General features: G+C 71.3%; 21 protein-coding genes. 12 read left to right on the top strand and 9 right to left on the bottom strand.

Annotated elements, in window-relative coordinates; genetic code table 11:
* Positions 1–35: 35 nt before the first annotated feature.
* Positions 36–1,910, bottom strand: coding sequence for an ABCB family ABC transporter ATP-binding protein/permease (locus GWK15_RS19665; RefSeq protein ID WP_245211770.1), 1,875 nt, complete (start codon positions 1,908–1,910; stop codon positions 36–38).
* 3 nt (positions 1,911–1,913) lie between these two features.
* Between GWK15_RS19665 and GWK15_RS26070 the strand changes: the two genes are divergently transcribed.
* From GWK15_RS26070 to GWK15_RS19630, 8 genes are all read left to right on the top strand, one after another.
* Positions 1,914–2,078, top strand: a complete 165-nt coding sequence (locus tag GWK15_RS26070) for a hypothetical protein (protein WP_245211769.1) — start codon at positions 1,914–1,916, stop codon at positions 2,076–2,078.
* Positions 2,079–2,130: 52 nt separating this feature from the next.
* Positions 2,131–2,985 carry an NUDIX hydrolase gene (locus GWK15_RS19660; protein WP_168043088.1) on the top strand — a complete coding sequence of 285 codons (855 nt, stop codon included), beginning with the start codon at positions 2,131–2,133 and terminating at the stop codon, positions 2,983–2,985.
* 138 nt (positions 2,986–3,123) lie between these two features.
* The gene (locus GWK15_RS19655; protein ID WP_168043087.1) at positions 3,124–4,668 is read left to right on the top strand and encodes a coiled-coil domain-containing protein; all 1,545 of its coding nucleotides are present in this window, start codon (positions 3,124–3,126) and stop codon (positions 4,666–4,668) included.
* A gap of 46 nt (positions 4,669–4,714) precedes the next feature.
* Entirely contained in the window at positions 4,715–5,218 is a 504-nt protein-coding gene (locus GWK15_RS19650) for a GAF domain-containing protein (protein WP_168043086.1), read from the top strand.
* Complete coding sequence (locus GWK15_RS19645) at positions 5,215–6,204, top strand: Bug family tripartite tricarboxylate transporter substrate binding protein (protein WP_245211768.1); 990 nt, start codon at positions 5,215–5,217, stop codon at positions 6,202–6,204. Before GWK15_RS19650 ends, GWK15_RS19645 begins: the two co-directional genes overlap by 4 nt.
* A 63-nt stretch (positions 6,205–6,267) precedes the next feature.
* Positions 6,268–7,068 carry a crotonase/enoyl-CoA hydratase family protein gene (locus GWK15_RS19640; RefSeq protein ID WP_168043085.1) on the top strand — a complete coding sequence of 267 codons (801 nt, stop codon included), beginning with the start codon at positions 6,268–6,270 and terminating at the stop codon, positions 7,066–7,068.
* Between the two features lies 1 nt (position 7,069).
* Positions 7,070–7,915, top strand: a complete 846-nt coding sequence (locus tag GWK15_RS19635) for an SDR family oxidoreductase (protein ID WP_168043084.1) — start codon at positions 7,070–7,072, stop codon at positions 7,913–7,915.
* Between the two features lie 12 nt (positions 7,916–7,927).
* Complete coding sequence (locus tag GWK15_RS19630; RefSeq protein ID WP_168043083.1) at positions 7,928–8,740, top strand: enoyl-CoA hydratase-related protein; 813 nt, start codon at positions 7,928–7,930, stop codon at positions 8,738–8,740.
* On the opposite strand, the gene GWK15_RS19625 is transcribed toward GWK15_RS19630, so the two are convergent.
* The 7 genes from GWK15_RS19625 to GWK15_RS19595 all read right to left on the bottom strand — a co-directional run bounded on the left by GWK15_RS19625 (position 8,727) and on the right by GWK15_RS19595 (position 18,957).
* Positions 8,727–9,941 carry a CaiB/BaiF CoA transferase family protein gene (locus GWK15_RS19625; RefSeq protein ID WP_338147300.1) on the bottom strand — a complete coding sequence of 405 codons (1,215 nt, stop codon included), beginning with the start codon at positions 9,939–9,941 and terminating at the stop codon, positions 8,727–8,729. The genes GWK15_RS19630 and GWK15_RS19625 overlap by 14 nt on opposite strands.
* Positions 9,942–9,945: 4 nt before the next feature.
* A complete protein-coding gene (locus tag GWK15_RS19620; RefSeq protein WP_168043081.1) occupies positions 9,946–11,121 on the bottom strand; it encodes an acyl-CoA dehydrogenase family protein in 1,176 nt (391 codons plus the stop codon).
* A gap of 66 nt (positions 11,122–11,187) precedes the next feature.
* A complete protein-coding gene (locus GWK15_RS19615; RefSeq protein WP_168043080.1) occupies positions 11,188–13,080 on the bottom strand; it encodes a tripartite tricarboxylate transporter substrate-binding protein in 1,893 nt (630 codons plus the stop codon).
* Positions 13,081–13,156: 76 nt separating this feature from the next.
* Positions 13,157–14,041, bottom strand: coding sequence for a DMT family transporter (locus GWK15_RS19610; RefSeq protein WP_338147299.1), 885 nt, complete (start codon positions 14,039–14,041; stop codon positions 13,157–13,159).
* Positions 14,038–14,928, bottom strand: a complete 891-nt coding sequence (locus GWK15_RS19605; protein WP_168043079.1) for an alpha/beta fold hydrolase — start codon at positions 14,926–14,928, stop codon at positions 14,038–14,040. Before GWK15_RS19605 ends, GWK15_RS19610 begins: the two co-directional genes overlap by 4 nt.
* Positions 14,929–14,986: 58 nt before the next feature.
* Positions 14,987–17,884, bottom strand: coding sequence for an ATP-binding protein (locus GWK15_RS19600; protein WP_168043078.1), 2,898 nt, complete (start codon positions 17,882–17,884; stop codon positions 14,987–14,989).
* Between the two features lie 2 nt (positions 17,885–17,886).
* Positions 17,887–18,957 (bottom strand): TRAP transporter substrate-binding protein, encoded by a 1,071-nt coding sequence (locus GWK15_RS19595; protein WP_338147298.1) that lies wholly within the window; start codon positions 18,955–18,957, stop codon positions 17,887–17,889.
* A 183-nt stretch (positions 18,958–19,140) separates the two neighbouring features.
* Here GWK15_RS19595 and GWK15_RS19590 point away from each other — a divergent pair, with 183 nt between their 5' ends.
* The 4 genes from GWK15_RS19590 to GWK15_RS19575 all read left to right on the top strand — a co-directional run bounded on the left by GWK15_RS19590 (position 19,141) and on the right by GWK15_RS19575 (position 24,729).
* Positions 19,141–19,881: a glycerophosphodiester phosphodiesterase gene (locus GWK15_RS19590; RefSeq protein WP_168043076.1), complete on the top strand. Its 741-nt coding sequence runs from the start codon at positions 19,141–19,143 to the stop codon at positions 19,879–19,881.
* Positions 19,882–19,940: 59 nt separating this feature from the next.
* Positions 19,941–21,113, top strand: coding sequence for an isovaleryl-CoA dehydrogenase (locus GWK15_RS19585; RefSeq protein ID WP_168043075.1), 1,173 nt, complete (start codon positions 19,941–19,943; stop codon positions 21,111–21,113).
* A 62-nt stretch (positions 21,114–21,175) separates the two neighbouring features.
* A complete protein-coding gene (locus tag GWK15_RS19580) occupies positions 21,176–22,720 on the top strand; it encodes a carboxyl transferase domain-containing protein (protein ID WP_168043177.1) in 1,545 nt (514 codons plus the stop codon).
* The gene (locus tag GWK15_RS19575; RefSeq protein WP_168043074.1) at positions 22,720–24,729 is read left to right on the top strand and encodes an acetyl/propionyl/methylcrotonyl-CoA carboxylase subunit alpha; all 2,010 of its coding nucleotides are present in this window, start codon (positions 22,720–22,722) and stop codon (positions 24,727–24,729) included. The genes GWK15_RS19580 and GWK15_RS19575 overlap by 1 nt, the downstream gene beginning before the upstream one ends.
* Here GWK15_RS19575 and GWK15_RS19570 read toward each other — a convergent pair.
* Positions 24,689–25,153: a hypothetical protein gene (locus GWK15_RS19570; RefSeq protein WP_168043073.1), complete on the bottom strand. Its 465-nt coding sequence runs from the start codon at positions 25,151–25,153 to the stop codon at positions 24,689–24,691. The genes GWK15_RS19575 and GWK15_RS19570 overlap by 41 nt on opposite strands.
* Positions 25,154–25,201 lie beyond the last annotated feature (48 nt).

Below are 25,201 nucleotides of genomic sequence, written 5' to 3'. Positions count from 1 at the left end.
AGGACCGGTAGGGGGCGCGGGGAAGCCCTTGGGCGTCAGACCGTCGCTTCCCCGATGCGGGCCGTGCGGGGACGGTCGAGGTCCGCCTCGGCCTGGGCGCGGGCGGCGGCCTCGGCGGCGGCGACGGCCTGGGCCTGGCGGTGCCACATCTCGGCGTAGAGCCCGTCCGCGGCGATCAGGCTGCCATGGGTGCCGCGCTCTGCGATGCGGCCGTCCTGCAGGACGATGATCTCGTCGGCCTCCACCACCGTGGACAGTCGGTGCGCGATGACGAGCGTCGTGCGGTTGCGCGAGACGTCGCGCAGCGCGGCCTGGATCTCCTGCTCGGTGCGGGTGTCGAGCGCGCTCGTCGCCTCGTCCAGGATCAGGATGCGCGGGTCCTTGAGGATGGTGCGCGCAATGGCGACGCGCTGCTTCTCCCCGCCCGAGAGCTTCAGGCCACGCTCGCCCACCCGGGTCGCGTAGCCCTCGGGCAGGCGCATGACGAAGTCGTGCACCTGGGCGTGGCGGGCGGCGTCCTCGATCTCGGCCTCGCTCGCCCCCGGGCGGCCATAGGCGATGTTGTAGCGGATGGTGTCGTTGAACAGCACGGTGTCCTGCGGCACGACGCCGATCGCCTGGCGCAGGCTGGCCTGCGTCACGCCCCGCACGTCCTCGCCATCGACCGTCACGCGGCCGCCGGTCGCGTCGTAGAAACGGAACAGCAGGCGGGAGATGGTCGACTTGCCCGCGCCGGTCGGCCCGACGATCGCGAGCATCCGGCCAGGCGGGACGGTGAAGGTGACGCCCTTCAGGATCTCGCGGTCCGGCCGGTAGCCGAAGCGGACATCCTCGAAACGGATCTCGCCGGGGCCCTTGGCGAGGGCGGGCGCGCCCGGCGCGTCCTTCACCTCGGCCGGCACCTCGAGCAGCGTGAACATCTGCTCCATGTCGGTCAGCCCCTGCTTGATCTCGCGATAGGCGAAACCGAGGATGTTCAGCGGCTGGTAGATCTGGATCAGGTAGGTGTTGACCATCACGAAGTCGCCGACGGTCATGTGCCCCTGGGCGATGCCGGACCCCGCGAGCAGCATGGTGATCGTCAGCCCCACCGCCATGATGAAGGCCTGGCCGGCGTTCAGCATGTTGAGCGTGGTCTCGGACCGCACATAGGCGCGCTCGTAGCGCGTCAGGCTTTCCTCGTAGCGGCGGGCCTCGTGCGGCTCGTTGTTGAAGTACTTGACCGTTTCGTAGTTCAGCAGGCTGTCCACCGCCTTGGTGTTCGCCTCCTCGTCCAGCTGGTTCATCTGCCGCCGGAAGCGCAGGCGCCAATTGGTGAAGAGCAGGGTGAAGGCGACATAGGCCGCGATGGTCCCGAGCATCGTCACGGTGAAGGACACCGCGAACAGCCACCACAGGATGACGGCAACAAACAGGATCTCGACGATGGTCGGGATGATGTTGAACAGCAGGAAGTTCAGCGAGGTGGCGATGCCGCGCACGCCGCGCTCGATCACGCGCGACAGGCCGCCCGTCGCCCGGTCCATGTGGAAGCGCATGGACAGCGCGTGCAGGTGCTCGAAGACCTCGAGCGCCACGCGCCGTGCGGCGCGCGCCTGTACCTTCGCGAAAATGGCGTTGCGCAACTCGCCGAAGGCCGAGGACATGACGCGCAGCAGCCCGTAGCCGACGATGAGCGCGACCGGGATGGCGAGGACGGCGCCGACGCCATCCTTGGGCGCCAGCGCGTCGACCGCGCGCGCATAGGCGATCGGCACCAGCACGTTCGCCGCCTTGGCCGCGGCCACCAGCACCAGCGCCGCGACGACGCGCAGGCGCAGTTCGACCTCCCCCTTCGGCCAGAGATAGGGGGCGATGCGGATCAGGGCGCGGACATGGCTGCCATCGGCCTTGGCTGTCGAAGGGGGCAAGCGGTGTGGACTCCGGACTGGCTCGCGCAGATGGGGCCGAAGCGCGGCGAGGGGAAGCGCGCCGCGCGCATGGACGCCATCCCGGTGCGCTGGGGCGGGCTGCAGGATGCCTCGAAAACCGCGCTGCCCGGAAGCCCGGGGCAGGCCATCGTCGGGGCCGCGGCGTAACCGGGCGGCGCGCGGTTTGCGCCGGCCGCGCGGCGCGGGACAAGATCGGCCCATGCCCGACCCCAGCCTCCAGCGCCACATCGACGCCTGCAACAACATCACCTCGCCGGCGGGACTGATTCCGTTCCGGATCGGCACGGCGCAGGTCGGCTGGGTCAGCCCGGACCTGGCCCAGGCGCTGACCTTCCGGCCGCGGGACTTTCATTTCGACGCGGATGGCGTCGCGATGGCCGGCCGGCTCCGCAGCCCCGGGGCGCGCAGCGAGGCGCTGGCCCAGGCGCTGCCTTCCCTCGCCGCGGGCGGCTTCCTGAGGATCCGCCGCGAATTGTTCGACGTGCGGGAGACGAGCAACGGCCCGGTGCTCGCGACGCTGGACCGCGGCGCCCTGCCGGCCTTCGGCGTCATGTCCCAGGGCGTGCACGTCAACGGGATCGTCCGGCGGGCGGACGGGCTGCACCTTTGGGTCGGCGTGCGGTCGCGCGACAAGGCGGTCGCACCGGGGCAGCTCGACAACATCGTGGCTGGCGGGATCCCTGCCGGCCTGTCGCCCGACGAATGCCTGGTCAAGGAAGCGGAGGAGGAGGCGTCGCTGCCGCCGGGCCTCGCCGCCACGGCGCGGCGGGCCGGCCGCGTCTCCTACGTCATGCAGAACGGCGAGGGGCTGCGGCGGGACGTGCTGCACGTCTACGACCTCGAGATCCCCGAGGGGGTCACGCCGCGACCCAACGACGACGAGGTCGAGCGCTTCGAGCTCTGGCCGGTAGCGCGGGTGCTGGATGCCGTGCGGCGGACGGATGAGGTGAAGTTCAACGTCAACCTGGTGCTGATCGACCTGTTCCTGCGCGAGGGCCTGGTCGCGGACCCCGATGGCGGGCTGCGCGCGGGGCTCGACCAGGGGCCGGAGTGAGCGCGGGCACACGCGCAACGTGCGCGCCTGCAACCGGGCGTGACTCGACTCCCGGGGGGTGGTGGCCCCTTGCTATACGGATTGGCGTCGCGGGGCGCAGACCCCGCGCGTCGCCGGACCGAAGGAGAGCCCCCCGCCATGCCGCGATCCCGCGCACTCGTGAAGGCGGCGCTGTTCGCCTCCGTGAGCCTGCTGCCCGCCTGCGGCCTGACCGTCGAGCGCAGCGCACGGGTCGAGGGGTTGGAACGCGACCTCGCCGCTTCCCAGGCACGGGGCCAGGAACTGACGACGCGGGTCACGGAACTGGAGCAGACCCTCGCGGCGGAACGGCGGGCGCGGGGCGACCTCGCGGCCGTTCAGCGCCAACTGGCCGCAGCGCGGCGCGACCTGGCGGCGGCGCAGCAGAACCGGGGATCGGCGGACCAGGAGGCCGAGGCCCTGCGACAGCGCCTCGAGGCGCAGACGCGGCGCCTCGAAGCCCTGCGGGCCGAATCGCAGCAGACCCAGCTTCAGCTGGAGAACCGGATGGCCGAGGCCGCCGCGGCGGAACGTCGGCTCGGCGTGCTGCGGGGCGACACGCAGTCCGAGCAGCAGCGCGCGGCAGCGGCGCGCGGGGAGGTCGCTGCGGCTGAAGCCCGGCTCGGCACGCTGATGGCGCGGGCAGGCGAGGAGGAGCGGCGCCGCGAGGGCCTGCGCGCCGAGGTCGTCGCGGCGGAACAGCGCCTTGCCCAGACGCGCGAGGCAGCGAATGTCGCCCAGGGCGAGGCGAATGCACGCCGCCAGGGCGTGGCGCAGCTCGAGGCCGAGATCGGTCGGCTGACAGCCTCGCGTGACCAGGCCGCGACGGACCTGCGCGGCCTGCAGGGCCGTGTCGGCGAGCTGCGCGGCGAGGTCGCCGCCGCCGAACGCCGGGCGACGGAACTGCGCGACACGGCGGGGGGCGAGGAACGTCGCCTGGCGGCCCTGCGCGGGGAGGCGGCGACGGCCGAGCGCACGCTAACCGAACGGCGCGAGGCCGCCGCGGAGGCCGAGCGCCGCGCCGCGGCCGCCACGCGCACGGCGGACCAAGAGGCCGAGCGCGCCCGCGCCCAGGCCGAGGAGGCCCGCCGGGCCGCGGGGACGGTGCAGGCCGCGCGTGGCGAAGCGGAGGCGTTGCAGCGCCAGGCCGAGGCGCTGCGGCAGGAGGTCGCGGCGTCCGAGCGGCAGCGGCAGGACCTCGCCCGCCAGAACGAGGCGCTGCGCGGCGAGGTGGCGGGTGCGGACCGCCGCCGCGCCGAACTCGCGACCCAGATCGAGGCGCTGCGTGGCGAGGTCGCGGCCGCCGACCGCCGTCGTGGCGAACTCACCGCCGAAGCCGACCGGCTGCGCGCCGACGTCCAGGCGGCCGATCTGCGCCGGAGCGAGGCGGCGGCGCAGGCCGATGCCGTTCGTGCGACGGTCGCCACGGCCGAGCAGCGCCGCGCCGAGGTCGCGCAGCAGGTCGACGCCATGCGGACCGAGGTCGCGGCCGTCGAGCGCCGCCGTGCGGAGATCGCCGGGCAGATCGCGGCGACCGAGGCGCGGCTCGCGGAACGGCGCGCCGAGCTCGCGGAGCTCGAGGCGCGAGTGCGCCGGGCGCGGGAAGCGGTCGGATCCGATTCCATGAGTATCACCGTGCCGGGCCAGGCCCCCGCGCCACGCTGACCCTACCCCCCGTGAGCCGGGCGCGGCTTTGCGCTATGGCTTGTCGATGACCCGACCGGATCCCACGCCCCATTTTCGCGCGGCGGCCGCCGCCATGGCCTCGCCGGGCCAGCCGGCAGCGCTGTTTGCCGCGCTCGAGGCAGCGACCGCCGCCTGCATCGGCCATCGCCTGTTCACCATCATGCGCCATGACGCGGCAGCAGGTTGCAACCGGCGCGTCCACAGCAGCGATCCGAAGGCCTATCCCGTCTCCGGCTTCAAGCCGGTGAACTGGGAGCATCCCTGGACGCAGCGCGTGCTGGTCGAAGGCCGCGCCTGGATCGGGCGCGACGCCGCCGACATCGCCTGGGCCTATCCCGACCATGAGAAGATCGTCGCCATGGGCCTCGGGAGCGCGATGAACCTGCCGGTGCGCTGGAACGGGCGGCCGCTCGGGTCGGTGAACCTGCTGCACGCCGCGGGCCATTTCACCGAGGATGACGCGGCGCTTGGCGCAGTGTTTGCAGCGTTGGCGGCGCCGGCCCTGCTCGCGCCGGATGACGATCGATGACCCGGGAGACCACCATGCACCGCCTGATCCGCCGCCGGCCGCTGCTCGCCGCGCCGGCGCTCCTCGCACCGCTGCCGCTGGCCGCGCAGACCGCCTTCAGCCGGCCGATCCGGCTGATCATTCCCTGGGCGCCCGGCGGCACCACGGACATCCTCGGGCGCATCGTCGCCGAGCCGCTGGGTCAGGCGCTGGGGCAGCCCGTGCTGGTCGAGAACCGCACCGGTGCCTCGGGCAACATCGGGTCCGATGCCGTCGCCAAGGCGGTGCCGGACGGGCAGACGCTGCTGTTCGGGTCGATGTCGACGCATGCGATGAACCACGCGCTGATGCGGTCCATGCCCTTCGACGGCGTGGCGGACTTCACGCCGCTCGCCATGCTCGGCTTCGCGATCAACACGATGGTCGTGCATCCGTCGGTGCCCGCGCAGACGGTGCCGGAGTTCATCGCCTATGTCCGCGCCAACCCGGACAAGCTGGCCTATGCATCGGCCGGGCCGGGATCGACCAATCACCTCTGCGCCGCACTGTTCGAGAACATGACCGGCGTGCGGATGGTCCACGTGCCCTATCGCGGCGGGCAGCCGGCGGTGACCGACACGGTCGGCGGGCAGACGCAGCTGTTCTTCAGCGCCGCGACCCAGACCATGCCGCATGTCGAGGGCGGGCGGCTGCGGCTGCTCGCGGTGACCGAGGCGACGCGCTGGAGCCGCCGGCCGAACGTGCCGACGGTGGGCGAGAGCGTGCCGGGCTACGAGATGGCGGTGTGGTACGGGGCCTTCGGCCCCAAGGGCATGGACCCGGCGCTGCAGCAGCGCCTGAATGCCGAACTGAACCGCATCCTGATGACGCCCGCGGTGAAGGAACGGCTCGAGGGCATGGGCGTCGAGATGGCGCCGGAATCGACCGACGCCTTCGGGCAGCGCGTGCGCACCGACGCGGAGAAGTGGGGGGCGCTGATCCGGCGCCTGGGCATCGAGGCCAGCTGAGCCCGGCTTGCCGGCCCCGCGGCTGCGCTCCATCCTCCGCCGACTGATACGGGGGAAATGCCGATGGACGCGCCGCTGAAGGTCGAGATTGAGGAGGGCATTGCCCTCCTCACCATGAATCGTGCGGAGTCGCGCAACCCGCTTGACCCCGAGATGCAGGACGCGCTGCTCGACACGCTGTCCTCCCTGGATGCGGGGCAGGAGGTGCGGGTCGCGATCCTGACCGGCGCCGGCACCGCCTTCTGCGCCGGCGGCAATGTGCGCCGCATGGGCGAGGCGGCGAGCGGGCCCAAGGAGCGCACCCCGGCCCAGGCGCGCGGCTATTACCGCTGGGGCATCCAGCGCATTCCGCGCCTGCTCGAGCAGCTCGAGATGCCGGTGATTGCGGCAGTGAACGGGCCGGCGATGGGCGCGGGCTGCGACCTTGCCTGCATGTGCGACCTGCGCATCGCGGCCGAGAGCGCGCGCTTCGCCGAATCCTTCGTGAAGCTCGGCATCATTCCCGGCGATGGCGGCGCCTGGCTGCTGCCGCGCATCGTCGGCTTCGCAAAGGCGTCCGAGATGGCGCTGACGGGCGATTCGCTGACGGCGCAGGAAGCGCTGGCGGCCGGGCTGGTCTCCCGCGTGGTGCCGGATGCGGAACTGATCCCGGCGGCGAAGGCGCTCGCCGCGCGCGTCGCCGCCAACCCGCCCCAGGCCGTGCGCATGGCGCGGCGGCTGCTGCGGGAGGCGTGGAACAACCGGCTCGACACGGTGCTCGAGATGTCGTCCGCGATGCAGGCGGTCGCGCACACCACGGACGACCACAAGGAGGCCCTCGCGGCGATGCGCGAGAAGCGCAAGCCGACCTACAAGGGCGCCTGAGATGGCCTTCGCGCCGGGGCTGCTCGCCAGACGCCGCGCGCTGGTGACGGGCGGCGGCACTGGGCTCGGCCGCGCCATCGGCAAGCGGTTCCTCGAGCTCGGCGCGTCGCTTGCGATCTGTGGGCGACGCGCGGCGGTGCTGGAGGCGACGGCCGAGGCACTCCGCGCCGAACTCCCGGGCGCGCAGGTCACGACGCATCCCTGCGACATCCGTGACGCCACGGCGGTCGAGGCGATGCTCGACGATGTCTGGCAGGCGGGGCCCGCGGACATTCTGGTGAACAACGCGGCGGCGAATTTCCTCGCGCAGACGCATCGGCTTTCCGCACGTGCCGTCGATGCGGTGCTCGGCACGACGCTGCATGGTGCCGCTTATTGCACCATCGGGTGCGGGCGGCGCTGGATCGAAGCCGGGCAGCCGGGCGTGGTGCTCTCGATCCTGACGCTCTCGGCGCTGCAGGGCGGCGCCTTCACCGCGCCATCCGCCATGGCGAAGGCCGGGCTGCTCGCAATGACGCAGAGCCTCGCCGTGGAGTGGGGACCGCGCGGGATCCGCCTGGTGGCGATCGCGCCTGGCACCTTCCCCACGGAGGCCGCGGTCGCGCGCCTGCGGCCCGGCGGCATCGAGCATGGCGGCGTGCCGCTGCGTCGCGCGGGAAAGCACGAGGAACTGACGGACCTCGCCGCTTTCCTCGTCTCCGATCATGCCGGCTACATCACCGGCGAATGCGTCGTCGCCGATGGCGGTCGGCGGCTGCTCGGCGGCGCGCGGGCCGGGGCGCAGGAAATGCTGGACTGGACCGACGAGCAATGGGCCGCCCAGCGTGCCCGTACGCCGTCGCGTTGAGGAGCCGCCCGCATGGCCTTCACGGAAATCACCTACGATGTCGCCGACCGTATCGCGACGATCACGCTGAACCGGCCGGAGAAGCGCAACGCGTGGTCGCCGGTGACGGAAGCCGAGGTGCGCGAGGCCTTCGGCCTGATCGCCGCGGATGACGACGTTCGCGCGGTGATCCTGACCGGCGCCGGCAGCACCTTCTGCGTCGGCGCCGACGTCACCGGGATCGCGGGGCGCAAGCCCGACCGGCCGCCCTTCACGGGCGTGACGCCCCCGCCGGGCGATCCGCCGCCGGTCGAGGATTTGTCGCGCCGCTATTCCTACATCCTGAACATCGGCAAGCCGGTGATCGCCGCGATCAACGGCGCCGTCGCGGGCGTCGGGCTGGCCGTGACGATGTATTGCGACCTGCGCGTCATGGCCGCGGGCGCGAAGCTCGCCTGTGCCTTCCCGCGCCGCGGGCTGATCGCCGAGCACGGCATCGCCTGGACCCTGCCGCGCGCGATCGGACCCATGAACGCCGCCGACCTGCTGCTGTCGGGCCGAACCATCACGGCGGAAGAAGCGGCCGCGATGGGCCTGGTGCGCGTGCTGCCGGCCGAGGGCTTCGCCGCGGCGGTTCGGACCTATGTCGCCGATATCGTCGAGAACTGCTCGCCGCGCTCGCTGCGCATCATCCGGCGGCAACTGGCGCTCGCGCCGCTGCAGTCGCTGTCCGAGGCGATCGAGCTCGCCGAGACGGAGCAGGCCGCGACCATCGGCACCGAGGACAGGCGGGAAGGGGCGACGGCCTTCCTGGAAAAGCGCAAGCCGAAGTTCACCGGCCGCTGAAGCGCGGCCCAAGTCCCCCGGCCTCGCGGACCGCTTCCCGCTCCTGCTCGCCCATGCCCAGCAGGCCGCCGAGCACATCGGCCTCGTGCTGGTTCAGGAAGGGGCTCGGCGCGAAGGCCGGCGGCGGCGCGCCCTCGATGCGCAGGGGCGTCGAGGGCAGCACGACATGGCCGACCTCCGGATGATCCACCCAACGCAGCATGCCGCGTTCGTGCATGCCCGCGTCGTTCAGCACTTCCTCCAGCGTGCGGACCGGCGCGGCGGGCACGCCGTGCTCGCGCGTCAGGGCCTCGAGCTCGGCGCGGCTGTGGGCGGAGGTCCAGGCGGTGACCAGACGGTCCACCTCGGCCATGTGCTTCACGCGGTCGGGGTTGCTGCGGAAGCGCTCGTCACCGATCAGGTTCGCCTGGCCCATGGCACGGAGCAGGCGGTCCCAATGGCCTTCCGTCACGACGATGATGGCGATCCAGCCATCCTTCGCCGGGTAGACATTGTAGGGCGCCATGGCGAGGCCGGCATGGCTGTTGCCCGTCCGGGGCGGCACGTTCTTCAGCTGCCCGCCGAAATGCATGCCGATGGCCGACGCAAGCGTCGAATAGGCCGCATCCTGCATGGCGACCTCGACATAGGTGCCCTTGTCGCTGCGCTCGCGCGCGAACAGCGCCGTCATGATGGCGCCATACAGGTGCGTGCCGCCGAGGAAGTCGCAGACCGTCGGCCCGGCCTTGGTCGGCGGGCCGTCCGGGTAGCCCGTGGTGTGCATGATGCCGACCGCGGCCTGGACCGTGAGGTCCATCGCCAGCCGGTCCTTGTCCGGCCCCGTCTGCCCGTAGCCCGAGCCCGCCGCGTAGACCAGGCGCGGATTGCGCTTCAGCAGCGCCTCGTGCCCCAGCCCAAGCCGCCCCATCACGCCGGGCGAGAAATTCTCGATGACGACGTCGGCCTTGTCGACCAGGCGCAGGAACACCTCCTGTCCCTTCGGGTTCTTGAGGTCGAGCGACAGGCCCTTCTTGTTCGAGTTGAGCATCGCCATCGGCACCGAGCCGCCGGCGACCATGGCACGGCGACGCAGCGGCTCGCCGGTCGGCGGCTCGATCTTGATGACGGTCGCACCCGCCTGCGCCATCAGGAAGCCGGCATAGGGCGCCTGGTAGATGTGCCCGAGGTCGAGGACGAGGATCCCCTCGAGCGGCAGCGCCACGGCGTCAGACCTTCCCGCCGAGCGTGCGGCGACCGATCGCGCTGCGATGGACCTCGGACGGACCTTCATAGACGCGCATCAGCCGCACCTGCTGGTGCATCAGCTGCAGCGGCAGTTCCTTCGTGACACCCATCGCGCCCCAGGTCTGCATGGCGTTGTCGAGCACCGACTGCGCCATTTCCGTCGCACGGACCTTCAGGATGGAGGCCTCCATCCGGACATCGGCGCCGGCATCGAGCTTCGCGGCAAGATCCTGCACCATCAGCCGGCAGGCGTGGATCTCCATCACCGCCTCGGCGGCGAACCACTGGATCGCCTGGCGGTCGGCGAGGCGCACGCCCCAGGTGACGCGGTTCTGCGCCTGCTCGGTCATCATCTCGAGCGCGCGGCGGGCCATGCCGATGCAGCGCGCGCCCATCTGCATGCGGCGCACGTTGAGGCGCAGCTGCATCGGGGCGTAGCCGCGGCCGAGTTCGCCGAGCACGTTCTCGGCCGGCACGCGGCAATCCTCGAAGACGAGCTCATAGGTGCGGCGGCCGCCGACCATCGGGATCTCGCGCTCGATGACGAAGCCGGGCGTGCCCTTCTCGACGATGAAGGCGGTGATGCCGTCCTGGCGCTTGCCGTCGCCGGTGCGGGCCATGAGGATGATGAAGTCGGCGCGCGGAACGTTCGAGACCCAGATCTTGCGGCCGTTGATGACCCAGTGGTCGCCGTCCTTCACCGCACGCGTCGTCATGCCCGCCGGATCGCCGCCCGCGCCCGGCTCGGAGATCGCCATGGCAGACCGCTGCTCGCCGCGCGCATAGGGGTCGAGATACTTCACCCGCTGCAGCGGGCTCGCGACCGAAAGCATCATGTGCAGGTTCGGGCTGTCGGGCGGGATGGTGAAGGGCACGCAGGCGCGGGCCATCTCCTCCTCCGCCGCCGCAAGGGAGAGCAGCGGCAGGTTGGCGCCGCCGAATTCCTCCGGCACGTCGAGGCCCCACAGGCCGAGTTCCTGGCAGCGGGCGAGGAGGGTCTTCTCCTCCTCCTCGGACAGCTTGAAGCCGCCGCCGGTCGCCTCCCGCTTCAGCACCGCCGGTTCCAGCGGCATGAGGTCGCGTTCCACGAACTTCGCGACCAGGTCCCGGAGCATCCGGGTCTCCTCGCTCGCGGCGTGGGGCTGGTTGTGGTCCATGGTGCGATCCTCCGAATTCGCCGGAACCGACCACCCAGGGGCGGCGGCGTCAAGCAGGGGCCAGCGTCAGCGGATGTAGCGCCACCGGAAGCGGTCCCCGTTCGCCTCGATGCGCCCGACCGAGGGATCGGGGAAGTGGATCGGCAGGATCTTCGCGTCGGTGCCGGCCACCTGGCCGAAGAACTTCCGCCTGCTGGCCTCGGCCTCGGCGGGGTCCCAGCAGAAGACCGTGGACCAGTCCGGCTGGTGGACCTGCAGCGCGTGGTGCATCAGGTCCCCAGTGACCACGGCATGTTGCCCGCCGCTGCGGATATGGACGCAGCAATGGCAGGGCGAATGGCCCGGCGTCGGCTGGATCGTGATGCGGTCGTCGAGCTGGAAATCGTCGTCGACCAGCAGGGCCTGGCCGGCCTCGACGATGGGTTCGCAGTTGAAGCGGTGGACGTTGCCGCCGCCGCCCGGCCGTTCGATGCCGGCCTTCGTCGTTTCCGCCCAGGCCGCATATTCGCGCTTGTGGAAGACGTATTTCGCGTTCGGAAAGGTCGGTACCCAGCGACCGTCACGCAGCACCGTGTTCCAGCCGGAATGGTCGATGTGCAGGTGGGTGCAAAAGACGTAGTCGATGTCCTCGAAGGACAGGCCCTCGGCCTTCAGCCCGTCGAGCCAGGGCTGCTTCGGAAAGTCCATCGGCGCGGGCCAGCCCTTGTCCTCCCCGGTGCAGGTATCGACGAGGATGGTGTGGTGTGGGGTGCGCACGACATAGGTCTGGTAGGTGATGACCATCTTGCCGGAGGCCGCGTCGTAGGTTTCCGGCTCGACCTCCTTCAGGCGCTCGGCGAGCAGGTCAGGTGCCGCGGCGGCCTTGGGGAACATGGCCTCGGGCGCACGCCATGGCCCGTCGCGCTCGATGATGCTGGTGATGGTCACGTCGCCGATGGTCAGTTTGCGCATGGTCCGTCCTGTCGTCGGTCTATGGGGTCTTTCGGCGCGGATGCCGGCCTCGGCGGCGACGCGCTGCCAGGTGGGGACGTCTTCCGCGAGGCGGGCGGCGAGGATGTCGGGCGTGGTCATCAGCGGCTCGGCGCCGAGGGTGGCAAAGCGAGCCCGGAAGTCGGGGTCGGTGGCGAGCTGGGCGAGTTCCGCCGACAGCCGTGCCAGGATGGGTGCGGGAAGGCCGCGCGGCGCGGCGATGGCGAACCAGTTCGGCGCGACATAGCCCGGCACGACCTCGATCGCCGCCGGAACCTCGGGCAGCGCGGGAATGCGCCGCGCCGTGGTGACCGCGAGGATGCGCGCCCGTCCTTCCCGCGCATGGCCGAGGGTTTCGACCGTGCTCGCGAAGACCACGTCGACATCGCCGGCATAGAGCGCATTCATCGCCTGTGCCGCGCCGCGATAGGGTACGTGAACCAGGTCGAGCCCCGCCGTGGCGGCGAGCAGCGCACCCGAGAGGTGGTTCGAGGACCCGATGCCCGAGGTGCCGTAGGTGACGGTGCCGGGCTTGGCTCGGGCCTCCGTGACCATGTCCTGCAGCGTCGCGAAGCGATGGTTCGCGCGCACGGCGATCGTCGTCGCGATCTCGGCGACCAGAGAGACCGGCGCCAGGTCCGTCCGCGGGTCGAAGCCGAGATTCGCGTAGATCGCCGGCAGGATGGCGAGGGAGGAGGAGGTGAGGACGAGCGCATAGCCGTCCGGCGGAGACTGCACGACCGAGCGCAGGCCGATCGATCCGCCGGCGCCGGCGCGGTTGTCGATGAGGAAGGGCTGGCCGAGGCGCTCCCGCAGCCTTTCGCCCACGAGCCGGCCGACCGTGTCGATCGGGCCACCCGGCGCGAAGGGAATGACGATGCGGACGGGCCGATTGGGCCAGGATTCCTGCGATCGCGCCAAGCCAGGGGCGGCCAGCCCGGCCGCCAGGGCCGCCAGCCCGCGGCGACGCAGCGGCGCCGTCATCGTCATGCGTTCCTCCACGGCACCCTTCCCGCGCGCCTTCGCGGCAACGATCCGACGGACCGGCCACGGGCGCAAGGCGGGGTCAGCGCGCCTTCGCTTCCCGTCGGGCGATCCAGGTTGTGGCGGTGAAGATGACGGCCGCGCCGGCGAAGGTCCACGCCGAGGGAATCTCCGAGAAGACGATCCAGCCGAGCGTCGAGGCCCAGATCATGTCGACGAACTTGATCGGCTGCGTGGCCGAGATGTCGGCGATGCGGAAGGCCTCGGTCAGGCACCAATGTCCCGCGCTGCCGAGCAACCCCGTCATCAGGAACCAGCCGAGCTGCGTCGCGGACGGCCAGGTCCAGCCAGGGATCGCGAAGGGCAGGGTGAAGACGGCAACGGTGATGGCCTGCCAGGCGACGATCACCTCCGGCCGGTCGCGCCGGGTCAACGCCTTGGTGATGAGGAAGGAGGCCGCGAAAAGCGGCGCCGAGGACAGCATCACGAGCGACCAGAAGCCCCCGCCCGTGCCGGTGAACTTCGGCGCCACGATCACCATCACGCCGAGGAAGCCGATGCCGGCCGCGATCCAGCGCGCGCGGACCATCGGCTCGCCGAGGAAGATCACCGCACCGGCCATGATGAAGATGGGCCCCGTGAAGCCGATCGCCGTCATGTCCGCCAGCGGCACATGCGGCAGCGCCCAGAACCAGAGCAGCAGGCCCGCGGTGTGGATCGCGCCGCGCCAGCCCTGGCCCTTCAGGTCATGCGGCAGCCAGGCGGTCAGGCCGGTGCGCAGCATGAACGGGATCAGCACCAGCAGCCCCGCGAGGTAGCGCAGGAACTGCGTCTGGAACGGGTCGAGTTCCAACGCCAGCCCGCGCGCGATGGTATTCAGCAGGCAGAACTGGAAGCCGGCGGCGGCCATCCAGGCCATGCCGCGCAGCGTCGCGGCCCGCGTCGGTCGCCCCTGGGGCGCGGTCACGCCGCGGCCGCGTCGCGGGCCAGGACGCGGGCGAGCGCGGCGTTGAATGCGTCCGCCGCCTCATAGGCAACCCAGTGGCCGGCGCCGGGGATCTTCGCGGTGCGTGACCCGGGGCGCATTTCGTGCACCAGGTCGAGCCGTAGCTGGACGTAGGGGCGGGCGATGGCGTCCTGCTCCCCGTAGATCGCGCCGAGCGGCGCGCGGCTGCGCAGGATGGCCTGCTTGAGGGAGTCTGTGTTCGCCCAGCCGCGGCTCTTGAAGCGGGCCCTGCGCGTATGGAGGTCCTGCATGGCGAGCGCGACCTCGTCGATCCGGGAGGCATCGGCAAACATCAGTTCTGCCAGGTTGTGCCGGTTCGCGTCGTCCCGCGCCGCGCCCTCGAGGTGGCGGACCTTCACCAGTTCCGTCGGGCTGCGGGTGAAGCCGAGCGCGCCGGCGCCGACGATGGTGAGCGACCGGCAGCCCTCATGGTCCTGGGCGGCAAGATGGCCCGAGCACAGCGCCCCGAAGGAGAAGCCGACCAGGTCATACCCTCCGCCGCCGAGCAGCAGCCGGAGCCCGTCCCGCAGCAGTGCGCCAATGCTCTCGGGGGTGGCCTGGCCTGGCGGCATGTCGCTGTCGCCGAGGCCCGGAAGGTCGGGGCAGAGCACCATCCGGTCCGCGGCGAGGACCGGGATGTTGCGCAGCCAATGGCGCCAGGACCCCGATCCGCCGTGCAGCAGCACGATCGGCCGTCCCTCGCCCCAGGCCCGCCAGACGATGGACCCGGTGCCGCAGGGGGTTTCAGCCCGCCGGGCCCGCTCGGCCACGGCCCGGAGGACGGCATGCGGCTCCTCGCGCCCCGAATTCGCGCTCCAGGTCCCGAAGCCCATGCGTTCCTCATCCATTCCGCCGCGTGTCGCGCCATCCTAGGCGAGCACGGCGCGCGGTCCAGACGGCGGGGGGCTAGGCGGCCTCGATCCGTTGCAGGGCGGGACCGATCGCCATGTCGGCGACGCCGAGCCGCCGCTCGATCTCGGGCAGCGTGGCGCGCGCGATGGCGATGACGTTCGCCTGCAGCTCGGCCGAGGCGTCGCCGCCACGCGCCGACTTCTGCAAGGTGTCCGCCTCCTGCGCCAGGCGGACGGCCCCGAGGGTCCGCGCGGCGCCGACCAGCCGATGCGCCGCGTGCTGCACATGGGCCGCGTCGCTACGCTCGGCCGGCGAGGCGTTGGCGAGCAGCGCCAGCGCGCGGCGCAATTCGCCGACGAACTCGGCGAGAATGCCGTGCGCCGCGTGGCCGAGTTCGCGCTCCAGCACGTCGAGCGCGGAAGGATCGAGGATTGGCGTCTCCGGCTGGTCGGGCTGCGCGCTCGGCAAGGCGCTGCGGGAGGGCATGTCGCGCAGCAGTTGCAGAAGTGCGGTGCGGTCGAGCGGCTTCGACAGATGCGCGTCCATCCCGGCACGTCGGGTCGCCTCGATCTGCTCGGGCAGGGCGGAGGCGGTCAGCGCGACGATCGGCACCTCGCAGGCTGGCTTGTCCATGGCGCGGATGCGGCGGGTCGTCTCGAACCCGTCCATCTGCGGCATCTGCAGGTCCATCAGCACGACGTCGAAGGTGTCGCGCGTCAGTGCCAGCAGCGCGGCCGCGCCGTCGTCCACCACCGTCACGCGATGCCCTGCGGATTCCAGCATGGCCTGCGCGATCTGTCGGTTCGCCGGGACGTCGTCGACGACGAGGATGCGTCGGGAGGCGCCTTCCTGCGCGCCCGTGTCGGGCACATGGGCGGTGCTGCGGACATCTTCCGCCCGCGCGACGTCCAGCGGCAGCTCGAGCCAGAAGAGCGCACCGCCGGCCGCGGGGGATTCGCAGCCGATGCTGCCGCCCATCAGCGCCGCGAGGCGGGCGGAGATCGCGAGGCCGAGGCCCGTTCCCTGCGCTTCCGGGCCCGCATTCGGCGTTAGCTGCACGAAATCCTCGAAGAGAAGGTGCTGCTTCTCCTTGGGGATGCCGGGGCCGGTGTCCGCCACCTCGACGCGCATGCGCGAACCCGCCGCGGCCATGACGCGAAGGTCGACCCGGCCGCCGGCAGGGGTGAACTTCACGGCGTTGGACAGCAGGTTCAGCAGCAACTGCCGCATGCGGAGCGGGTCGAGCCGCGCCGCCGCCGGCAATGCCGGATCGACGTCGAGGGTGAAGGCGAGCGCCTTCCGCGCGATCTCGGGTTCGAGCAGCGTGGCGCAGCCGTTGAGCAGGCGCCGAAGGTCCACCGCCTCGGGTGCCAGGTCGAGGCGCCCGGCCTCGATCTTTGAGAGGTCCAGCAGGCCGTTCACCAGCTCGAGGAGGTGGCGGCCGGCCTCGTGAAGCGTGTTGACCTGCTCGCGCTGTTCCGGCGTGAGGCGCGGGTCGTGCAGCAGGACCTGCGCGAAGCCGAGGACGCCGTTCAGCGGCGTGCGCAATTCGTGCGAGACGCGGGCCAGGAAGCGCGTCTTCGCCTCGCCCGCCGCGGCCGCCGCATCGCGTGCGGCGGCGAGGTCCTGCATGGCGCGCTTCAGCGCGGTGATGTCCGTGCGGATGCCGACCGTCCCGCCATCCGGGGTCCGCCGCTCGGTGATCAGGACCCAGCGGCCATCGGGCAGCAGGCGTTCCATGGGCGGCTGGTTGCCGTGGTGGAACACCTTGCTCGAGGCGATGAAGGCCTCGACGTCGTCGCCGGCCTGCGGGTACTGCCCGAGCCGGAACCCCTCCCGCATGATGTCCTCGAAGCGGGCGCCCGGTTTGATGAACTCCGCGCTGAGGCGGTAGAAGTCGAGGTAGCGGCTGTTGCAGGCGACGAGGCGATCCTCGGCGTCGAACATGACGAAGCCGTCGGACATGGCCTCCAGCGCGTTCTCCAGCGTCTGCCGCGCGCGGGCCCTTTCCTCCTCCGCCTTGTCGCGCTGCCGCAGGATCAGCATCAGCGCGATCGCGATGAGGATGACGATCGCGCCGAGCATGCTCGAGATGGACAGCGCGCGGATCCGGTCCTGGTCCCAGCCGGACATGGCGGCGTCGACATCGAAGCTCGTCGTGATGACGAGCGTCGCGTAGAGCGCGGGGCGCGCGACGGCGAAGACGAGCTCGTTGTCGAAGCGGCTGTTGGTGACCTGGACCGGCGCGGCAGGGGCGACCGGGATCGCCGGCCGTCCGATGTGCTGACCGATGCGGAGCTCGTCATGCGGCACGGCGGCCAGCAGCGTGCCGTCGTCGCGTTCGAGCGTGGTGCGGATGCCCGGCCGCTCGCCGGCGGCGGAAAGCAGCGTCCGGACAGAGGGGACGGGCACCTCCGCCACTGCCAGGACCGGGCCGATGCCGGCAACCACGATGTTGCGGGCGAAGAACAGCGTCCATTCCCCCGTGCTGGGGTTCTGGACCGGGCCGCCGATGGCGAGGCCGCCGCTGGTCGCCGCGAGGTCCGAGAAGCCCGTGTCGACCGGCAGGGGCAGCCGCCGCCGGCGCGACACCGGCAGGGCGGTCGCGATCGGCAGGCCGTTGGATCCAAGCAGCAGGATGTCCCGGTAGGTGAAGTTCTGGTTGATCAGCTGCCGCAGCACGCGGTTCAGCGAGTTGACCTCCATCCGGTCGTTCATCGCGAAGGGGGCCATCATGGCCGGCAGGCCGGCCAGCATGGCGTCGATCTGCACGAAGGCGCGATTGATGGACGCCTCGGTCGCGATGCTCACGCGCTCGACCGTTTCCTCCGCCGCCCGGACCTGGGCGTCCCGCGCCCGGCCGATGATCGTGAGGGTCACGACCGTCTGGGCAACGAGCAGCACCAGGGCTCCGAGAAGGATGGCGCGGCGGAGGAAGCGCGTGTTCTGCATCGCTAGTCGTTGCGGGCCGCCACGCCGAGCGCCGGCGCCAGGCGCGTGTTCCAGGCGTCGACGCAGGCTTCCCCGCAGCGGCGCACCCAGCCGGGCAGGACGCTTTCCGTCAGCAGGCGGAGCCGGCGGGTCTCGTCGGCCGGGGAGACGGGCACGAGCGTCATCGTCCCGCGCCGCCCCGTGGCACAGTTCCCCTGCCCGGTGTTGCAGGCGAGGCCCTCGCCGGTCTCGACCTCGGCAGCCTGCCAGATCTCCTGCTCAAGCTTTCCGACCTCCTCCCGGATGAGGGTCCGGGCCCATTCGGGCAGTGCCTGCCATGCGGCGCGGTTGGCGCCGAAGACCGACAGGCCCCAGGTGATCGCCATGGCATGCACATGAGTGGTCACCTCATGCAGGCCGATGGAGTTCGCCGAGAGGGTGCCGGTCACCGCGCATTCCACGACACCCGACCGCAGGGCGGCAAGTGTTTCCCCAAACGGGATCACGACCGGGGTGGCGCCGAGGGCGGCGAACATCTCCGACTGGCCGACCGAGGAGGTCCGGATCCGGCGCCCGGCCAGGCCGGAGAGCCCGCTGAAGGGCGCTTTGCAGAACACGACCTGGGCCGGGTAGGTGTAGATGCCGAGGAGCTCGACATCGTAGCGCTCGGCCAGCAGGGCCTCGAGATGCGGGCGGTAGAGCGCGATCGTCTGGCGCAGCGCCGCCATGTCCGGGTTCACGACGGGCAGGTCGACGGCGTTGAATTCGGGTTCCTCGGTGCTGACCACGGCCAGCAGCACCGTCCCGAAGGGCACCACGCCGAGGCGCATGAGGGCCAGCATTTCCTGCGCCCGGATGCCGCTGCGGTCGAAGGGCGCGATCTCGGCGCGCAGCCGCCCGCCCGAGACCTCCTGCAGGTGCTGGCGCCAGAACGGCTCCTCGTAGCGGACGTACTGGCTGACATCCGCGAGGCCGCCGACGATCTTGAGCCGGATCGGGGTTTCCCCCTGGGGAGCGGGTTGCGCCCCCGGGAACGCCGGCAGAAGGGCCAGGAAGCCCCCCAAGAGTGCGGCGGACGCGATCCTGTGGATCACGGACCGGACCATGCATACCTCCTGGCACGCGAACCCGTGCCGTTATTGCCACCATTGGGCGAAGCGTGTCACAGCTTTCCTTAACGAAAGCGGGTCTGGCGGCGCCTTCCCGGGACGGGTCGCCGAGGCGATGGTCTGCCCTCGCGGTTCCGGACCGGCACTACACATTCGAGACAGCGCCCCATGACCGAGCCCCGCACCGCCATCGCCAGCCACCGCGGCGGTGCCTTCCTCTGGCCCGAGAACAGCATGACGGCCTTCCGCGCGACCGCGGGCCTCGCGCTCGAGCAGGTGGAATGCGACGTCCATGCCTCGGCCGACGGGGATGCCGTGGTCATGCATGACGCGACCCTCGACCGGACCACGGATGGCACCGGGCCTGTCGCGGCGCTGCCCACCTCGGCCGTCACCCGGCTGCGGGTGAAGGGCTGCGCGGGCGGGACGGTGCCGCTGCTCGGCGAGATGCTCGATGTCTATCGCGGCACCGCCATCGCGCCGCGGATTGAAGTGAAGGGCGATACCGATGGGCGGCCCTATCGGGGCCTGGTGTCGCGCGTCATGGCGGCGCTCGACCAGTACGGCCTGCGGCGCAAATCCTGGGTCATCGCCTTCGATGCGGGGACGGCGGCGGAAGCCCAGGCTGCAGGTGGGCTTGCGGGCGTCGCCTGGCTGATGGAAGGCCGGACCTATGCCTCGCTCGGCATCCGCGGCGCGATCGCGGTGACCAAGGCGTATGGGTTTCCGGAGATCGGCCTGCCGCAATCGGTTCTCGATGCCGAGGGCTGCGCGGCCTTCCAGGGCGCGGGCATCCGCGTCTCGGTCTGGGGGGCGAACCATGAGGCGTCGATCCGCCGGATGCTTGGCCTCGGGATCGAGTGCCTGACCACGGACGACCCGCCGCTCGCCATAGCCCTTCGGGGGTAGCCTGCGAAGACGCTTGGCACGGCGCCCCCCGGCGGCGATCCTGCAGGGGAGGAGACGCCATGACCAAGAACCAGATCCCGACCCTCGACTTCGGCCTCGGCGACGAGGTCGACATGCTGCGCGACACGGTGCGGTCCTTTGCGTCCGAGCGGATCGCGCCGATCGCGGCCGAGATCGACCGCACTGACGAATTCCCCCGGCACCTGTGGCCGGAGATGGGCGCGCTGGGCCTGCACGGCATCACGGTCGAGGAGGAGTATGGCGGGGCGAACATGGGCTACGTCGCCCATTGCGTCGCGATGGAGGAGGTCAGCCGCGCCTCGGCCTCCGTTGGCCTCTCCTACGGGGCGCATTCCAACCTCTGCGTGAACCAGATCCGCCGCAACGGCAGCGAGGAGCAGAAGCGGCGCTATCTGCCGAAGCTGATCTCGGGCGAGCATCTCGGCGCCCTGGCGATGAGCGAGCCGGGGGCGGGCAGCGACGTCGTGTCCATGCGACTGCGCGCCGACAAGCGCGGCGACCGCTACGTGCTGAATGGCACGAAGATGTGGATCACCAACGCGCATTACGCCGAGACCATGGTGGTCTATGCCAAGACGGACCTCGCGGCCGGCCCGAAGGGCATCACCGCCTTCATCGTCGAGCGCGACTTCAAGGGGTTCAGGCCGGCGCAGAAGCTCGACAAGCTCGGCATGCGCGGATCGCCTACCAGCGAACTCGTCTTCGAGGATTGCGAGGTGCCCGAGGAGAATGTGCTCGGGCAGGTCGGCGGCGGCGTGCGCGTGCTGATGTCGGGGCTCGACTATGAGCGCGCGGTGCTGGCGGCGGGGCCGCTCGGCATACTGCAGGCCTGCCTGGATCTCGTCGTGCCCTATGTCCATGAGCGCAAGCAGTTCGGCCAGGCGATCGGCGAGTTCCAGCTCATCCAGGCCAAGCTCGCGGACATGTACACGGTGCTGAATGCCTGCCGGGCCTACGTCTATGCCGTGGCGCGCGCCTGCGACCAGGGCAAGACGACGCGCAAGGACGCGGCCGGGGCGATCCTGTTCGCCGCCGAGGCCGCGACCAAGGCGGCGCTGGATGCCATCCAGATCCTCGGCGGCAATGGCTACATCAACGAGAACGCGCCGGGCCGGCTGCTGCGCGACGCCAAGCTCTACGAGATCGGCGCCGGCACCAGCGAGATCCGCCGCATGCTCATCGGCCGCGAATTGTTCAAGGAAACCGCGTGAGCCACGTCCTTTCCTCCTCCGTCGACACGCGCTCGGAACCGTTCCGCGCGAATGCGGCGACGATGCGCGGGCTGCTCGACACGCTCGGCGCCCGCACGGCCGAGGCCGCGGCCGGCGGGCCCGAGGCGGCGCGGCAGAAGCACGTCGCGCGCGGCAAGCTGTTGCCGCGGGAGCGCGTGGAGCGCCTGATCGACCGCGGCGCCCCGTTCCTGGAACTCTCGCCGCTCGCAGCGCATGGCATGTATGGCGGGGAGGTTCCGGGCGCCGGGATGATCACCGGCATCGGCCGCGTCTCGGGCCGCGAATGCGTCATCGTTGCCAATGATGCGACGGTGAAGGGCGGCACCTACTACCCGGTCACGGTGAAGAAGCACCTGCGGGCGCAGGAGATTGCCGCGCAGAACCGGCTACCGTGCATCTATCTGGTTGATTCGGGCGGGGCGAACCTGCCGAACCAGGACGAGATCTTCCCCGATCGCGAGCATTTCGGCCGCATCTTCTACAACCAGGCGCGCATGTCGGGGGCGGGCATTCCGCAGATCGCCTCGGTGATGGGGTCCTGCACCGCCGGCGGCGCCTATGTGCCCGCCATGTGCGACGAGGCGGTGATCGTGCGCGAGCAGGGCACGATCTTCCTCGCCGGCCCGCCGCTGGTGAAGGCGGCGACGGGGGAGGTGGTGAGCGCCGAGGATCTCGGCGGCGCGGATGTCCATACGCGGCTGTCCGGCGTCGCCGACCATTTCGCGGCGGACGACATGCATGCGCTCGGCATCGTGCGGCGGATCGTCGCCAATCTCGGGGCAGGGCCGCGCGCGACACTCGCGACGCGCGATCCGACGCCGCCGCGCTACGACCCGGCGGAACTGCACGGGATCGTCCCGCCTGACCTGCGCACGCCGGTCGAGGCGCGGGAGATCATCGCGCGGATCGTCGACGGATCGGAGCTCGATGAGTTCAAGCACCGCTACGGCACGACGCTGGTCTGCGGCTTCGCTCGGATCTGGGGGATGCCGGTCGGGATCCTGGCGAACAACGGCATCCTGTTCTCGGAATCGGCGCAGAAGGGGGCGCATTTCGTCGAGCTCTGCTGCCAGCGCGGCATTCCGTTGCTGTTCCTGCAGAACATCGCGGGCTTCATGGTGGGGCGGAAATACGAGGCCGGCGGCATCGCCAAGGACGGCGCGAAGCTGGTCACGGCCGTCGCCAGCGCGAACGTGCCGAAGTTCACCGTCATCACTGGCGGGTCCTTCGGGGCGGGCAACTACGGCATGTGCGGGCGCGCCTATTCGCCGCGCTTCCTGTTCACCTGGCCGAATTCGCGCATCTCGGTGATGGGCGGGGAGCAGGCGGCGAGCGTGCTCGCCACCCTGCGCCGCGACAACATCGAGGCGCGCGGCGAATCCTGGAGCCCCGAGGCGGAGGACGCCTTCAAGGCGCCGATCCGCGAGAAGTACGAGCGCGAGGGCGATCCCTACTACGCCACCGCGCGGCTGTGGGACGACGGCATCATCGACCCCGCCGATACGCGCGACGTGCTCGGACTTGCCATGGCCGCCTCGCTGAACGCCCCGATCGAGGAGACGCGCTTCGGCGTGTTCCGCATGTGATGTTCCGCAGCCTCCTCATCGCCAACCGGGGCGAGATTGCCTGCCGCATCATGCGCACGGCGCAGCGCATGGGCATCCGTTGCATCGCCGTCTTCAGCGAGGCGGACGCCAACGCCCTGCACGTCGCGCTGGCCGACGAGGCGCATCCGATCGGCCCTGCGCCGGCGCGCGAGTCCTACCTGCGCGCCGACCGCATCATCGAGGTCGCGCGCGCCGTAGGCGCCGAGGCCATCCATCCCGGCTACGGCTTCCTGTCGGAGAACGCCGATTTCGCCGAAGCCTGCACGGCGGCCGGCATCGCCTTCGTCGGCCCGCCGGCCTCCGCCATCCGCGCCATGGGCAGCAAGGCCGAATCCAAGGCGCTGATGGTCGCGGCCGGCGTGCCCGTGGTGCCGGGCTATCACGGGGAGGACCAGTCGGAGGAACGCCTGGCGGCGGAAGCTGCGCGCATCGGCTTTCCCGTGCTGATCAAGGCGAGCGCGGGCGGCGGCGGCAAGGGCATGCGCCCGGTCTATTCGGCCGCGGACTTCCTCGACGAGCTGGCGGGCGCGCGGCGCGAGGCGCGGGCCGCCTTCGGCGACGACCGCGTGCTGCTGGAACGCTACCTCCAGAAGCCCCGACACGTGGAGGTGCAGGTGTTCGCCGACCGCGATGGCGGCACGCTGCACCTGCATACGCGCGACTGCTCGGTGCAGCGGCGCCACCAGAAGGTGCTGGAGGAAGCGCCGGCGCCGGACCTCTCGCCCGCGCTGCGCGGCCGCCTGCACGACGCCGCCGTCGCGGCGGCCCGCGCGGTCGGCTACGTCAATGCGGGCACCGTCGAGTTCATCGTCGAAGGCGAGGACGCCTTCTTCATGGAGATGAACACGAGGCTGCAGGTCGAGCATCCGGTGACGGAGATGGTGACCGGCCTCGACCTGGTCGAGTTGCAGCTCCGCGTCGCCGCCGGCGAGCCATTGCCGCTGACATCCGCGCCGGAACCGCGCGGCCACAGCGTCGAGGTGCGACTCTACGCCGAGGACCCGGCGCACGACTTCCGGCCCTCGACCGGGCGGCTGCGCCACTTCGGCACGCCGGCGGCGTCGGACGACCTTCGCATCGAAACCGGCGTGCGTTCGGGCGATTCGATCACGCCGCACTACGATCCGATGATTGCCAAGATCGTCGCCTGGGGGCCGGACCGGGGGGCGGCGCTGGCCCGGCTGCATGCTGCCCTGGCGCGGACCGAGGTCGGTGGCCTTGCCACCAATCTCGGCTTCCTCGCGCGCCTGGCGGCCCATCCCGCGATGCGCGCGGCGGAACTCGACACCGGTTTTCTCGCCCGGCATCGCGACTCATTGATTCCGCCGCCCGAGACGGCACCGGCCGAAGCCGTCGCCGCGGCGGCTGCCATGCATCTCCTGTGTCGCTGGGGGGAGGATGCGGGCGCGTCGCTGCGTGGCGGGGCGGCCTCGCCCTGGGACCGCAAGGATGGGTGGCGGCTGCAGGGCGCGGCCACGGTTCATCTCCGCCTCAGGGACGGCGCGGCGATCCGGGAGGTGAACGTCTCCCTCCGGCGCGGGGCGATGAGCATCGTCGTGGATGGCGGCGCGGCGATGGATGTCGCCGCGCGCTGGCGCGAGGGGGGCGCGAGCGTGCGGCTCGGCGGCGCGGAGCGCCGGATCCGCTACGCCAAGGACGAGGAGACGATCGAGATCGGTTGGCTGGACGACCGGTTCGTCTTTGGCCTGGTCGATTCCTACGCGCCGGCGGCGGGCGAGGCAGCGGCGGAAGGGCGGCTCTCGGCGCCGATCCCGGGGCGCGTCGTGCAGGTGCTGGTCGCCGCCGGCGACCGCGTCGCGCGCGGCCAGGTCGTCGCGATCCTCGAGGCGATGAAGACCGAGTTGCGCATCGCCGCGCCGGCCGACGGCATCGTCGCCCATGTCGGCTGCGCGGCGGGCGACAGCGTCGAGGAAGGAACGGAGATCGTCACCCTCGCGCCGCTGGACGGGGACGGATCGCCTCCCTGATCGGGTGGCGCATCAGCAGGCCGGCGCGGCGCAGCGCGCAGCCGAGGTGGATCGCCGGCGGCATCGCGCCATAGGCCGATTGCAGTGGCACGAGGCGGAGCAGCGCGGCGAGCGCCTCGCTGCGCGCGCCGCGTTGGGCTAGGGCGCAGGCGAGCAGCAGCGCTGCTTCCTGCAGCGTCACCCGCGGGCAGAGCGGGCAGCCCGCGGCGACCGGGGCGGCACGCAGCAGCGCATCCAGCATCGGGGCGGCGATGCCGGCTTCCTCGGTCACCAGCACCATCTGCGCTGCGGGCAAGGGCGGCGTGGCGGCGCGGGCGGCCGCGTGCCAGGCGCGGATCGCGTCCAGCAGCAGGCGCTCGGGCGGGGGCAGATCGTCCGTCTCGGCGTCGGCCCAGGGCCAGCGGGGAATGCCTGCTGTGCTCATCGGGACTCCTTTCCGGGCCATGACTACAGCAAATGAGAATGATTCGCA

This window comes from Neoroseomonas oryzicola (assembly GCF_012163135.1).
In the GTDB taxonomy this organism is placed as follows: Bacteria; Pseudomonadota; Alphaproteobacteria; order Acetobacterales; family Acetobacteraceae; genus Neoroseomonas; species Neoroseomonas oryzicola.
Note: the sequence above shows the minus strand (reverse complement) of the source record. Positions and strands in the feature narration are given on the sequence as shown.